The 13,726-nt window shown below is 69.9% G+C and carries 11 protein-coding genes; 6 read left to right on the top strand and 5 right to left on the bottom strand.

Annotated elements, in window-relative coordinates:
• Positions 1-93: 93 nt before the first annotated feature.
• Positions 94-1,155 carry a sigma-70 family RNA polymerase sigma factor gene (locus ABN028_RS07920; protein WP_349696137.1) on the top strand — a complete coding sequence of 354 codons (1,062 nt, stop codon included), beginning with the start codon at positions 94-96 and terminating at the stop codon, positions 1,153-1,155.
• A gap of 100 nt (positions 1,156-1,255) precedes the next feature.
• On the opposite strand, the gene ABN028_RS07915 is transcribed toward ABN028_RS07920, so the two are convergent.
• The 3 genes from ABN028_RS07915 to ABN028_RS07905 form a co-directional block, all read right to left on the bottom strand.
• Positions 1,256-1,828: a hypothetical protein gene (locus ABN028_RS07915; RefSeq protein ID WP_349696136.1), complete on the bottom strand. Its 573-nt coding sequence runs from the start codon at positions 1,826-1,828 to the stop codon at positions 1,256-1,258.
• Complete coding sequence (locus tag ABN028_RS07910) at positions 1,825-2,421, bottom strand: SatD family protein (protein WP_349696135.1); 597 nt, start codon at positions 2,419-2,421, stop codon at positions 1,825-1,827. Before ABN028_RS07910 ends, ABN028_RS07915 begins: the two co-directional genes overlap by 4 nt.
• Before the next feature lie 209 nt (positions 2,422-2,630).
• On the bottom strand, positions 2,631-4,802 hold the full coding sequence (locus ABN028_RS07905; protein ID WP_349696134.1) for a 3-hydroxyacyl-CoA dehydrogenase NAD-binding domain-containing protein: 2,172 nt from the start codon (positions 4,800-4,802) through the stop codon (positions 2,631-2,633).
• A gap of 395 nt (positions 4,803-5,197) precedes the next feature.
• On the opposite strand from ABN028_RS07905, the gene ABN028_RS07900 reads away from it, so the two are divergent.
• The 3 genes from ABN028_RS07900 to ABN028_RS07890 all read left to right on the top strand — a co-directional run bounded on the left by ABN028_RS07900 (position 5,198) and on the right by ABN028_RS07890 (position 9,882).
• Positions 5,198-6,079 carry an EamA family transporter gene (locus ABN028_RS07900; RefSeq protein WP_349328339.1) on the top strand — a complete coding sequence of 294 codons (882 nt, stop codon included), beginning with the start codon at positions 5,198-5,200 and terminating at the stop codon, positions 6,077-6,079.
• A gap of 218 nt (positions 6,080-6,297) precedes the next feature.
• A complete protein-coding gene (locus ABN028_RS07895) occupies positions 6,298-8,370 on the top strand; it encodes an amylo-alpha-1,6-glucosidase (protein ID WP_349696133.1) in 2,073 nt (690 codons plus the stop codon).
• Positions 8,371-8,463: 93 nt separating this feature from the next.
• On the top strand, positions 8,464-9,882 hold the full coding sequence (locus tag ABN028_RS07890) for a sulfatase family protein (protein ID WP_349696132.1): 1,419 nt from the start codon (positions 8,464-8,466) through the stop codon (positions 9,880-9,882).
• 3 nt (positions 9,883-9,885) lie between these two features.
• Here the strand turns inward: ABN028_RS07890 and ABN028_RS07885 are convergent, their stop codons facing one another.
• Positions 9,886-10,245 carry a winged helix-turn-helix transcriptional regulator gene (locus ABN028_RS07885; protein WP_349696131.1) on the bottom strand — a complete coding sequence of 120 codons (360 nt, stop codon included), beginning with the start codon at positions 10,243-10,245 and terminating at the stop codon, positions 9,886-9,888.
• A 160-nt stretch (positions 10,246-10,405) separates the two neighbouring features.
• On the opposite strand from ABN028_RS07885, the gene ABN028_RS07880 reads away from it, so the two are divergent.
• Positions 10,406-11,269, top strand: a complete 864-nt coding sequence (locus ABN028_RS07880) for an NAD(P)-dependent oxidoreductase (RefSeq protein ID WP_349696130.1) — start codon at positions 10,406-10,408, stop codon at positions 11,267-11,269.
• Entirely contained in the window at positions 11,266-12,171 is a 906-nt protein-coding gene (locus tag ABN028_RS07875; RefSeq protein WP_349696129.1) for an NAD(P)-dependent oxidoreductase, read from the top strand. The genes ABN028_RS07880 and ABN028_RS07875 overlap by 4 nt, the downstream gene beginning before the upstream one ends.
• Positions 12,172-12,246: 75 nt before the next feature.
• Here ABN028_RS07875 and ABN028_RS07870 read toward each other — a convergent pair whose 3' ends face one another.
• Positions 12,247-13,452, bottom strand: coding sequence for an acetyl-CoA C-acetyltransferase (locus ABN028_RS07870; RefSeq protein ID WP_349696128.1), 1,206 nt, complete (start codon positions 13,450-13,452; stop codon positions 12,247-12,249).
• Positions 13,453-13,726: the final 274 nt, after the last annotated feature.

The raw sequence follows: 13,726 nt of genomic DNA, 5'->3' as shown, positions 1-13,726 counted from the left end.
GGCCGGTACGACGGCTGTGCGAGGCTCGTACGGCGGCTCGAACATGCCTGCTCGGAGGTAAGTGACTCCAGCCCTGAGGCAGAATCGTCGCTCGTGAGTGACGCATCTTCCGGGCGGTCGGCGGACATGACGGCCGAGCCCGCCGCCGAGGATCTGGCTCGGGCCCGCGGCGGGGACGACGAGGCGTTCACCCGCCTCGTCGAGCCGTTACGTCGCGAGCTGCACGCCCACTGTTACCGCATGCTCGGGTCGACCCACGACGCCGACGACGCCCTGCAGGACGCCTTGCTCCGGGCCTGGCGCGGGCTCCCGCGCTTCGAGGGCCGCAGCTCGCTGCGCTCGTGGCTCTACACCGTGGTGACGCGTACCTGCCTCGACAGCGTCGCCATGCGCGGGAAGCGGGCGCTGCCTGTCGACCTCAGCCCGTCCAGCGACCATCCGGTGATCGGTGACGTTCCGTTGAGCGAGATCGCCTGGTTGGGGCCTTATCCCGACGCAGGTCTCGACGTCGGTGCGGGCGGACCGGCCGGACCGGACGCGCACTACGAACAGCGCGAAGCGGTCGAGCTCGCTTTCGTCGCGGCCCTGCAGCACCTGCCGGGCAACCAGCGCGCGGCCCTGCTGCTCTTCGAGGTCCTCGGCTTCTCCGCCGCCGAGATCGCCACCATCATGGACACGTCGACCACCTCGGTGAACTCCGCCCTGGCGCGTGCCCGCAGGATCGTCACGGAGAAGATCCCCTCCGCCACCCAGCAGCAGACGTTGCGGGAGATCGGCGACGCCCGCCTGCGGGAGATCGTCACCGGCTACTCCACCGCGCTCGAACGCGGCGACGCCGACGCCCTGGTCGCGCTCCTCACCGAGGACGTCACCTGGTCGATGCCGCCGATGCCGCACTGGTACCACGGGCTCGCGGCCGTCACCGACTTCGCCGTCCAGGTCCCGTTGACCGGGTGTGGCTCCTGGCGACACCTTCCGACCAGCGCGAACGGCCAGCCGGCGTTGGGTTCGTACCTCTGGAACGACGAAGCGGGCGCACACGTCAGCTGGGCGATCAATGTCCTGACCCTGCGGGGCGACCGGATCGCGGAGATCACCACGTTCATCGGGGCGGCCCATTTCGAGGCGTTCGGCCTGCCCGCGTCGCTGCCTTGACATTCGCTCGCGCGAACCGGGAGGCACCCAGGTCCCGGGAGGTCGGTCAGGTCACGGGGAGGTCGAGGGTACGCGTGGCCGGTCCGCGGACACGAAGTGGTCAGCGGAGGAGGAGCGCGACTCCGGCGGCGGCCGCCGCCCAGAGCAGGCTCGTGAACGTCCCGATGATGAACCGCTCGGCGGCCCCGGGAGCCCGGAGTTCCGGGTACCGGCCGAGGCTCTTCACCGCCAGAACCAGCGCGACGCCTTCCGCGAGTCCGGTGAGCAGGCAACTGGCGATCGCGGCCCGTTCGAGGGCGCCGATCCACAGACCTCCGCGCAGGACCGGCCTCGCGGGCACAGGCGACGTACCGCCGGCGACGGTCGGCCCGGCGGGTTCGGCAGGGTGGGTGATCTGCGGCATTCCCGCCAGCTCCGCTCCGCGCAGCATCGCCGTGGTGACCGGTCCCCCGCCCGCGACAGCGATCACGACGCCGAGGACCGCCGCGAGGCCGCGTGGGAGGCCGTCGCCGGCTGCGGCGAGAAGCGCCGCCAGACCGAGGACCGCTGCGGGCGCGGTGACGACGAGCCACCACGGCAGGCGGGCGAGTCGGGCCGACACCGCGTCATGCCATGCCGCGACGCTGGCGATGGCGAGAAGCAGCAGGAGGACGAGCAGCGCGATCGTGGTCACAAGCGGTCCGCCTCTCCCAGGAGTCGGCTCGCGATCGGGCGAACCCGGCGTTCTTCGTTCCACAGTGCCGCCCGAAGCCGTTGGCTCACGGCCTGCGGGCTGATCCCGAGGCGCTGGGCGACGTCCTTCTGGGTGAGTCCCTCGGCCATCAGATCGACGACCTCCCATCCCTGCCGGCTCCGGCGGTGTACGACCGCACCCAAGAGTGCCAGCAATGCCTGCGCGTCCTCGGCCGTGTCGGGGTCGGGTCCGGTCACGGCCAGCCGGGCGACCGTCGACTTCGCCCGCTCCACCGCCGTCCGCGCATTGACGAACGCCGGACCGCTCGCCGCCCGCACACTGGCTGGGATGGGTGTACGGACCTGCCCGACGCCGACGCCGACGTACCAATGGCCCTCGCGTACGAGAGCGAGGGCGAGGTTCACCGCGTCGTCCGGGTTGTCCAACAGTCCCTGGACCTCGTCGCCAGCGGTGCGCTCGAATCCGCGTACGAGCCGGGTCGCTTCCGGCCGCGTTGCCAGACGGGCGAGCAGGTCCTCGATCCGGTCGGCCTCGCGGCGGCTCGCGCGCTGGTCGATCGTGAGGACCAGCATGGGCAGCCTCCCTCGAGCGGGCTTGCCGCGTTTGTGCGCCTACGGCAGCGGCCGGCAGCGCCTTGATCCGGGCCTATCAAGCCTTTACGCTTGTGTGAGCCTAGTCAAGGTTAAGGGCTTGAGTTCGGGCGTCCGGCGCTTTCCAGAAGGAACTCCTCAGCAGGCGACCAATGTGGCAGAGGGGCGCCCTCATCCGGCGGCTCGTGGACTCAGGGGAGACGGGGTGGGTGGAAGCGGTCCCCGTACCGGGTCGCCAGTTCCTCCGCCCGCGCCTCGAATGCCTTCGCCCCGCCGTACGCATCGACGAACTGCGCCGCGCCACCGGTCCACGCCGGAAACCCGATCCCGAAGATGCTGCCCACGTTGGCGTCCCTCGCGGTCGTGACGACCCCCTCGGCCATGCAGCGCAGCGTCTCGATCGACTGGACGAACAGCAGTCGGTCGCGGACATCCTCCTCCGGCACGTCACCCGGCCCGGTCGCGAAATGCCGGGCGAGCTCGGGCCACAGCCGCTTCTTGCCGATGTCGCGGGCGTCGAAGGCGTTCCCACCGTTCGTCACCGGGTAGTCGTAGAAGCCCGCCCCCGCCGCCTTGCCCGGCCGCCCCAGCTCGCTGACCATGCGGTCGACGACCGCGAACGCCGGATGGTCCACCGGCTCCCGTCCCTGCGCGGCGAGATCGGCGACCTCCTCGGACCGGATCCGGGCCACGAGCGCGAGGCTCACCTCGTCGGCGACGGCCAGCGGGCCCACCGGGAGGCCGGCCTTGCGGGCGACGTTCTCGACGACGGCCGGGGGTACGCCTTCGACCACCATGTCGATGCCTTCGGTGACGTACGTACCGAAGACTCGCGAGGTGAAGAACCCTCGGCTGTCGTTGACCATCACCGGGAGCTTGCCGATCTGACGGACGAAGTCGAATGCCCGCGCGAGCGTCCCGTCCGAGGTCTGGGCGCCACGGATGATCTCCACCAGCGGCATCCGGTGGACCGGCGAGAAGAAGTGCAGTCCGACGAACCGCTCCGGCCGCTTGATGGCCGACGCGAGCCCCGTGATGGGAAGTGTCGAGGTGTTGGAGGCGATCATCGCATCGGGCGCGGCGGCCCCTTCGGCCGCGGCGAGGACGACGTTCTTCAGGCCGCGGTCCTCGAAGACCGCCTCGATCACGAGGTCACAACCGTCGAGGTCGGCGTCGGTGTCGGTGGGCGTCACCCGGTCGAGCACGCCGTCCCGCCGGTCGGCTGTCAACCTGCCCTTGCTGACGCGTTCGTCAAGCAGGGAAGCGATCCGGTGCTTTCCGGCCTCCGCCGCGCCGACGGAGACGTCCTTCAGAACGACCGGAATTCCGGCGTACGCACTGACATAGGCGATGCCGGCCCCCATCATGCCGGCGCCGACGACGCCGAGCCGCTGCACCGGCCGCTGGTCGTGGCCCGCCGGCCTGGACGCACCCCGCAGGATCTCGTTCCGGTCGAACCACAAGGTGCCGATCATGTTCTTGGCGACCTGGCTCGTCACCAGCTCCAGGAAGTACCTGCTCTCGATCGCCAACGCCGTCTCCATGTCGACGCAGGCGCCTTCCACCGCGGCCGCGAGGATCCGTTCGGGCGCGGGATAGGCACCGTGCGTCCGCTTCGCGAGCATCGCGGGCGCGACCGACAGCGCGCCGTGACTCTTGGCGTCGTTCGGGTCGAGTCCCGGGATCACATAGCCCGGCCGGTCCCACGGCTGCGTCACCTCGGGCTGGTCCTGGCCCTGATCCTGATCCGACCCGGCCTGCGTACGGATCCAGTCCCTCGCCGCCGGCAGCAGCTCGTCCGGCCGTTCCACCACCTGGTGCACGAGGCCGCTGTCGAGCGCCTCCTTCGGGCGCACCTGCGTACCTTCGACGAGGAACGGAAGGGCCGCCTGGAGCCCGAGCAGTCGGACGGTACGCACGATCCCGCCGGCACCCGGCAGCAGCCCGAGGGTCACTTCCGGGAAGCCGATCCTGATCTCCGGATCGGCCAGGACGACGCGATGGTGACAGGCGAGGGCGATCTCGAGGCCGGCGCCGAGGGCCGATCCGTTGAGGGCGGCGACGACCGGGCGGCCCAGGCGTTCGAGCCGGCGGAGCTGGCTCTTGGCCTGGCCGAGGAACCCGGCGAAGTCGCTGAGATTGTCCCGGGTGACCCCGCGCAACAGGTCGAGATCGCCGCCGGCGAAGAAGGTGCGCTTCGCCGAGGTCACGACGACACCGGTGATCTTGTCCCGCTCCCGCTCCAGCCGGTCGACGGCGGCACCCATGGCGGCGAGGTAGTCGGCGTTCAGGACGTTGGTGGAGTGTCCGGGTTGGTCCAGGGTCAGTGTCACCAGGCCGTCGGCGTCCCGGTCGTACCGCACCGCGCCTGTCCTGACGGTGCCTGTCCTAGCGGTGTCTGTCATAACGGTCCTCACCCGCACTCGGTCGGCCTCGGGCACCAGGGCTGACTGCCGCTCCATGCGCGGCCTTCGTTCATCCGCCCGCCGTTGACAGTCCCACCGCATCAGCCACTCGTGCGGGGAAACGTACCCATGCCCAGGCGCGTTCAGTCCAGCCCTATCCGTAAGGAGAATCATGCCCACGTTGAAGAGGACGCGGCGGTCAGCGCGGCCGGGAGAATGACCACGCTGAGCATGTCTGTGGAGCATCAACAGGCGTCGGCGCCTGTCCCGGGTGCCACAAGCATGCTCAGCGTGGTCATTTGCGGCTCTCCTGCGTCATTTGCCGTCACTGACGCGCTGCTAGTGTCCGGGCAGTGAACGTGCTCGCCGCCGCGGCCTCGCCCGACGCCGCGATGCCGGTGGTGGTGACCGTCGTCGTCCTCGTGGCGGCCGTTCTGCATGCCACCTGGAACGCGGTCGCGCACACCCTCACCGACAAGCTGGTCGCCGTCACGGCACTGTCGGCGGCGTTCGTCGTGGGTGGGATCATGGCGCTGCCCTGGGTCGGCTGGCCCGCCGCGGAAAGCTGGCCGGCGCTGCTCGCCTCGGTCGGGGTCCACATCCTCTACAACCTGTCGCTGATGCGGTCGTACCGGCTCGGCGCGTTCAACCAGGTCTATCCGCTCGCGCGCGGCATGTCGCCGTGGTTGGTGGCGATCCTCGCGCTGGTCCTGGTCGACGAGTCGCTGAGCCCTCTGCGCATGCTGGGCGTCGTGGTGGTCTCGATCGGGCTGGGCTGCCTGGTGTTCGCCAACGGGCGGCCGCGGCCGGAGGAGTTCCCTGCCATCCTCGCGGCCTGCCTGACCGGTCTGCTGATCGCGACCTACACCGTGATCGACGGGATCGGCGTACGACGGTCAGGCACGCCGCTGGGCTATGCCGCCTGGTTGTTCATCCTGCACGGCCTGTCGCTGATCATCTTCGCGGTCGCCCGGCGAGGGCCGGGACTCTTCCGGCAGGTGGCGGGCAACCTGCGACTCGGCGCCCTGGCCGGTGCCTGTGCCGTGGTGGCGTACGGACTCGTGCTCTGGGCACAGGCACGGGGCTCGCTCGCGGCCGTCGCGGCGCTACGGGAGACCAGCGTGATCGTGGGGGCGGTGATCGGGGCGGTGGCGTTCCGCGAACCGTTCGGTCGATGGCGTACGGTCGCGACCGTCGTCGTCGTGACCGGGATCGCGCTCCTCAACTTCGGCTGAGCGGGGCGGGCGGACCGCACGGCGCCCGGTGGTCCCGGCCGGCCGACTGGCGGGACGGCGGCCAGGGTGGATCTGGTAGGAAGGCTGCCAGGCTGCCGGACAGTGCCGTCCGGTCCCTCGGTGGTCCAGCAGGCGTCCCACCGCTCGCAGCCGCACTCCGGTTCCGACTGCACCGCCCGACACTCTGACGGACTGACGGACTGACGGAGGAGAATCCGGTGGCTCAACCCTTCCTGCACGAGCTGGTGAGCTGCGTGTGCGCCCCCAGCGTTGCTCTGTCCGGGCCCGACGGGCAGATCCGTGCGGGCGGCGTTCAGGGAGTGATCCGGCACGACCGGAGAATCCTGTCCGAACTCGTCGTCGACGTCGACGGGCACGAGCCGGCCCCGGTCGGTCACAGTCTCGCCGGCGCGGGACTCGCCCGCTTCACCGGCGTCATCCGACACCTCGGCGACGACGGAGCCGATCCGACCGTACGCCTGGATCGGCAGCGGCGGCTCCGGCCCGACGGGATCGACGAGGTACTGACCCTGGCCAACAACGCCCGCGTCCCGGTCGACGCCACCGTCCGCGTGACGGCCGCGGTCGACCTGGCCCCGATGAACGTCGTACGCCGCGGCGACACGCCCGCCCTCCGCTCACCCTCCGAGGTCCGCGACGACGCCGTGGTCTGGTCGGACAGCATGGGTGAGGTAACTCTGCGCACCGAGGGTGGCGAAACCGCGCACGCCGGCGTCGCACCGGTGGGGGACGTACGGCCGGTCTGGAGTTGGCGGGTGACGGTGCCGGCCCGGTCCACGTGGTCGGTGACGTACTCCCTGACCGCGACCGAGGACGCCCTCCCGGCGAACACCTTCGGGCCCGGCACTCCCGGCTGGGAGCCGCTCAGCGTCTCCGGTCCGGCCGCCCTCACCCGGTTGGTCGACCAGAGCGTCGCCGATCTCGCTGGCCTCGCCCTCGCCGACCCGGAGGCGCCAGGCGATGCGTTCCTGGCGGCTGGGAGCCCGTGGTTCTTCACGTTGTTCGGGCGGGACTCGCTCTGGGCCGCCCGCCTCACGCTGCCGCTCGGCACCGACCTCGCCCGCGGCACCCTGCGTACGTTGGCCCGTCGCCAGGGCACCCGCCACGACGTCGACACGGCTGAGGCGCCGGGCAAGATCCTCCACGAGGTACGCATGGAGCAGGCCAGCGTCGGCAGCCTCCCTCCCGTGTACTTCGGCACCGTCGACGCCACCCCCTTGTGGATCTGCCTGCTCCACGACGCCTGGCGCTGGGGTCTCGACGACGGCGCCGTCACCGACCTGCTCGATCCGCTGGAGGCCGCACTCGGCTGGTTGCGTACCGACGCCGACGCCGACGGCGACGGATTCTGTGAGTACGTCGACGAGAGCGGCCACGGCCTCGCCAACCAGGGCTGGAAGGACTCCGGCGACTCGATCCAGTTCCCGGACGGCACGATCGCCGAGCCGTCGATCGCGCTGTGTGAAGCCCAGGCGTACGCCTACGAGGCGGCGATCGCGGGGGCCCACCTGCTGGAGGCGTTCGGCCGTCCGGGCGGTGACCGGATGCGGGAGTGGGCGACGGCGCTGCGGGAGCGCTTTCGTACCACCTTCTGGGTGTCGGACCCGCGCGGCACCTTCCCCGCCCTCGCCCTGGACGGCGCGAAGCGCCCGGTCGCGACGGCGACGTCCAACCTCGGGCACCTGCTCGGCACCGGCATCCTCGACGCCGGCGAGGCCGCGAGCGTGGCGGCGCGGATGCGTACGGACGATCTCGACTGCGGCTACGGGCTGCGGACGATGACCGCCGACGTCGCCGGCTTCAACCCGCTCGGCTACCACGCCGGCACGGTCTGGCCGCACGACACCGCGATCGCCATCCTGGGCCTGGCGAGAGACGGTCACGCGCGGGCCGCAGCGTCGCTGGCGGCGGGTCTCGTCCGGGCCGCGCCGGACTTCGCGTACCGCCTGCCGGAGCTCTTCGCGGGTACGAACGCCCGCCGCGACGAGCCGGTGCTCGCCTATCCGGCCGCATGCCGTCCCCAGGCCTGGTCGGCGGCCGCGGCGATCGCAATGCTTCAGGCGGCGCTCGGTCTGGAGGCCGACGTCCCGCGCGGGGTGCTCCGGGTCGCACCGTCTGCCGAGTTCGCCGACTGGTTCCCGCTGCGGGTGGAGGGCCTGCGGGTGGCGGGGCACGCGCTGACCGTCGAGGTCGACGCGGCGGGCACCGCCCGGGTCGAGACCAGCGCACCTCTGACCGTCGAGACACCTCGGCCTCCCGGCCGCGAATGACCACGCTGAGCATGCCTGCGCCATTTGCCAGCACTACCCCGAGACTGACCCGCGCCCGCGCCCACGCCCCGCAACCTCAGCAAGGGAGAGCCAGTGACCGACGACCGGCCGAACATCGTGTTCATCGTGACCGACGACCACGCCGCCCACGCCATTTCGGCGTACGGCAGTGAGTTGCTCCAGACGCCGAGCATGGACCGGATCGCGGCGGAGGGCATGCGGTTCGACGCGATGTACTGCACGAATGCGCTGTGCGCGCCGAGCCGGGCGTCGATCCTGACCGGGACCTACAGCCACGTCAACGGCGTCAGCACGTTGTCGACCCACTTCGACGCACGCCAGCCGACGTTCGTGTCGATGCTGCGCGACGCCGGCTACCAGACGTGGCTGGTCGGAAAGTGGCATCTCGGCCATGGCGGCATCCACGACCCGCAGGGTTTCGACTACTGGGAGGTGCTGGAGGACCAGGGTCCGTACTGGGATCCCGAGCTGCTGTCGGAAGGCGGCCGCCGGCGCCAGGTGGCGGGCTACACGACGACGGTCCTCACCGACCTGGCGCTGGAACGCCTGACCGAGCGGGACCGCGACCGGCCGTTCTGCCTCCTGCTGCACCACAAGGCGCCCCACCGCAGCTGGGATCCGGACACCAAGCACGCAGAGTTGTTCAAAGAAGGGGTCCCCGAGCCGCCGACCCTGTGGGACGACCACGCCGGCCACAGCAGGGCCGCCCGCGAGGCGAAGATGCGCATCAGCCATGACCTCAACGAACGCGACGTCAAGCAGCCCTATCCGCCCGGGCTGGAGGGCCGCGAGCGCACGAAGTGGGCGTACCAGCGCTACATGCAGGACTACCTGCGGTGTGTGGTGTCGGTCGACGAGAACATCGGCAGGGTGCTGGACGCGCTCGACGAGGAGGGCCTCGCCGAGAACACCCTCGTCGTCTACACCTCCGACCAGGGGTTCTTCCTCGGCGACCACGGGTGGTACGACAAACGCTTCATGTACGACGAGTCGTTGCTGATGCCGCTGATGATCCGTTACCCGCGCGAGATCCCGGCCGGATCGACCACGGACGCGATGGCGCTCAACATCGACTTCGCGCAGACGTTCCTCGACTATGCCGGCCTGGATCCCCTCCCGCGCATGCAGGGGCGGAGCCTGCGCCCGCTGCTGCGTGGTGAGCGGCCTGCCGACTGGAGGCAGTCGGTCTACTACCGCTACTGGGAGCACGACGACGGCTCCCATCACGTGGTCGCGCACTATGGCGTACGCACGCAGCGGTACAAGCTCATCTACTACTACGGCGACGGGCTCGGTCTGGCCGGCACGTCTGACCGGCGTACGGCTCCTGAGTGGGAATTGTTCGACCTCGAGAACGATCCGGCCGAGCTGCGGAGCGTCCACGACGATCCGGCGTACGCCGCGGTCCGCCGCGAGCTGGAGGCCGAGCTGGCCCGGCTGCAGGCGGAGTTCGGCGACGAGCCGGCGCCCGTCCGTGGCGGGTCCCGGTGACGGTTACGCCGGTGCCGGTGATGCGTCCGCGGCGAGGCGCTTGACTCGTGCGGAGCCCCAGACGCCAAGGGGGCCAAGGGCGTCGTTGAGGGAGCTGCCGTGCTCGGTGAGGGAGTACTCCACCCTCGGCGGGACCTCACGATAGACCTCGCGGTGGATCAGCCCGTCTTCCTCCATCTCGCGGAGGTGCTGGATGAGCATCTTCTCGCTGACACCTGGCAGGCCACGCTTCAGCTCGCCGAACCGGCGGGTGCCGTAGTTGTTCAACTCCCACAGGATCAGCGACTTCCACTTTCCCGACACCACGTCCATCGCGGCATCGATTCCGCAGACGTACGGGCCACGTCGCGTCCTCGACGTCATCAGATCCTCCTGCCTCACCACGCCTGTTTCCACGGCGGGCTTCAATACTTACGAAACAGTAAGTATTGAACAAAATAGTGAGTACTTGTCAAGCGGAATGTAGCGACGAAGGATGAGGCCAGGCGTACCGATCCGAACCAAGCAGTCCGAAGGAAAACCGATGACAACCAGAACCACGTTCCTGGGATTGGGAGCGATGGGCAGCGCGCTTGTGAGGGCCGTGCTCGACTCCGGGCGGCCCGCGGTGGTGTGGAACCGTACGCCGCAGCGGGCGCAGGCCCTCGGCGAGCGCGGCGCCGCGGTTGCCGGCACCGTCAAGGAGGCGCTCGCCGGCGGCGGAGTGATCGTCGCCTGCCTCTTCGACCACCAATCCGTCCATGACGTTCTCGATCCGGTCGCCGCCGGCCTGTCCGGGCGTACGTTGATCAACCTGACCACCACGACACCGAACGATGCTCGCGAGCTGGCCGCCTGGGCCGCCGACCACGGCGTCGACTACCTCGACGGCGGGATCATGGCCGTTCCGCAGATGATCGGCGGCCCGGGGTCGGCGATCCTCTACAGCGGTTCGACTGCCGCTTTCGACGAGCACCGGACACTGCTCGAACTGTGGGGCGAGGCCACCTACTTCGGGACCGACGCCGGCATGGCCTCGCTGTATGACCTGGCGATGCTCTCCAGCATGTACGTGATGTTCGCCGGCTTCATGCACGGTGCGGCCATGGTCGGCTCGGAGGGAGTGTCGGCGAAGGAGTTCGCCGACAGAGCGACGCCGTTTCTCACCGCCATGACCGGGTCGTTCGCGGAGACCGCCGCAATCATCGACGCCAAGGATTACACCGGCGAGGGCCAACAGAGCCTGGAGTTCTCCGACCTCGGCGACATCATGCGGGCGAGCATCGATCAGGGCGTGAGCCTCGAGGTACTGAAGCCTGTGCACGACCTCATCCGTCGGCAGATCGACACTGGATTCGGCGAGCAGGGCTTCGCACGCATTTTCGAGGAGCTGAGGAGCACCGCATGAGCACCGACACGCCCTCACCGGTGACCGTCATCGGGCTCGGCCCGATGGGGCGGGCGATGGCCGGCGCGCTGCTCGAGGCTGGGCACCGGGTCACGTTGTGGAACCGCACTCCGAGCCGTGCCGACGCACTCGTCGCCGCGGGTGCGCTGCTGGCGCTCACTCCGGCAGCGGCCGTCGCGGCCAGCGAGTTGACCATCCTCAGCCTCACCGACTACCAGGCGATGTACGACATCCTCGGCCCGGCCGTCGACGATCAGGAGTACGTCGGCGTGCTGGCCGGCAGCGTCATCGTCAACCTCAGCTCCGACACGCCTGACGCCTCCCGCGAGGCGGCGGAATGGGCCGCCAGGCATGGAGCCAGCTTCGTGACGGGTGGCGTGATGGTGCCTGCTCCCGCGATCGGCACGCCAGAGGCGTACGTGTTCTACAGCGGACCCACGGAGGTGTTCGACGTCCACGTACCAGTGCTGAGCCGGATCGGCGCACCCAAGTACCTCGGCGAGGACCCGGGCCTGGCCCAGCTCTTCTACCAGGCCCACCTCGACGTGTTCCTCACCGCGCTGTCGAGCCTGCTCCACGCCACGGCGCTCGTCACCGCTGCCGGAATACCGGCAGCCGAGTTCCTGCCCGGCGCGCTGACCACCCTCACCGACATTCCGGCGATGATCGGCGACGGTCGTGAACTCGCCCGCCGGCTGGAAGCAGGTGAGCACCCTGGCGAGCTGAGCACGGCCCAGATGATGGGCGCCACGGCTGACCACATCCTGCGCACAAGCGAGAACTCCGGCGTCGACGTCGCGCTGCCGAAGGCGGTCAGGTCACACTACGAGCGCGCCATCGCCGCTGGCCACGGCGCCAAGGACTGGACGGCACTCTACGAAGTGATCAAGACGCGCCGCTGAGTCCGGTCCAGGCGGAGCCCACACCGCGGGGATCAGCACCTCGGCGGGTTCCGGCGTCGGTCGGTTGCGTCGGCGTCAGAGACGTTCGATGATCGTGGCGACGCCCATGCCACCACCCACGCAGAGCGTCACGAGTCCACGGCGGAGGTCCCGTCGTTCGAGCTCGTCGAGCAGCGTGCCGAGCAACATCGCGCCCGTCGCTCCGAGCGGGTGGCCGAGCGCGATGGCACCACCGTTGACGTTGACGATCTCGGGTGAGACGTCCAACTCCCGCATGAACCGCAGCACCACCCCGGCGAACGCCTCGTTGACCTCGAACAGGTCGATGTCACCGACCGTCAACCCCGCCTTGTCAAGCGCCTTGCGGGCGGCTGGGGCGGGACCGACCAGCATGATGGTGGGATCGGTCCCTACCGCGGCCGCGCTCACGATCCGGGCCCGCGGGGCGATGCCGAGGTCCGCGCCGACGCGTTCGCCGCCGATGAGGACAGCCGCCGCCCCGTCCACGATCTGGGAGGAGTTGCCCGCCGTGTGGACGTGGTTGATGCGTTCGACGCTCGGATAGCGGTCGATCGCCACGGCGTCGAAACCGAGCGCGCCGAGGTCGGCGAAGCTGGGCTTGAGGCCGCCCAGAGTCTCGACCGTGGTCTCGGGGCGGATCGCCTCGTCATGGTCGAGCAGCAGCATGCCGTTGTGGTCGACGACCGGGACCAGCGACCGGTCGAAGTAGCCCTTGTCGCGAGCGACCGTCGCCCGGTGCTGGGACTCGGCGGCATAGGCGTCCACGTCGTCGCGGGTGAAACCCTCCAGGGTGGCGAGCAGGTCGGCGCTCACGCCCTGGGGTACGAATCCGGTGGCGAGGTTGGTCTCCGGGTCGATGAACCACGCGCCGCCGTCGGAACCCATCGGCACCCGCGACATCGACTCGACACCGCCGGCCACGACGAGATCGTCGAAGCCCGACCTGACCTTCTGTGCGGCCAGGTTGACGGCTTCGAGACCGGACGCGCAGAACCGGTTTAGCTGGGTACCGGGGACCCTGAGGTCCCAGCCGGCCATCAGCACCGCGGTACGAGCCAGGTCGGCCCCCTGCTCACCCACCGGCGTGACGATGCCGAAGACCACATCGTCCACGCGTTCGGTGTCGAGTTCGGAACGCACCCGCAGCGCCTCCAGCACCCCTGACGCGAGGGTCACCGGTTTCACGCTGTGCAGCGCGCCCCGCTTCCCCCGGCCTCGTGGTGTGCGGATCGCATCGAAGACGTACGCCTCCTCGGTCATGAATCCAGCTTGCCCCTTCCCCGGCGGATCAGCCCAGAAGTCGCCCGACCCGGCCGCCTTCGTGCGCAGGAATGATCGCCTATGGGTGATCATTCCCAACGAGGCGCGGCAGATTCACCGGGTTTCGTGGGGATTGCCGCGTCTCGTGGATCTTGCCGTTCGGCCTGCAAGACCGGAGCTCGCGCGGCGTGCCTGTTGGAGCGCGTGCCTATTGGATCAGAGGCACCCTCACGCAAGCGCCCGTTGCCCCAGGGGCACCTTCACGCACACGCCC

The organism is Actinopolymorpha sp. B17G11, from assembly GCF_040196095.1.
Taxonomy (GTDB): domain Bacteria; phylum Actinomycetota; class Actinomycetes; order Propionibacteriales; family Actinopolymorphaceae; genus Thermasporomyces.
The sequence above is the reverse complement of the archived record's forward strand: the minus strand, read 5'-3'. Positions and strand labels throughout refer to the sequence as shown.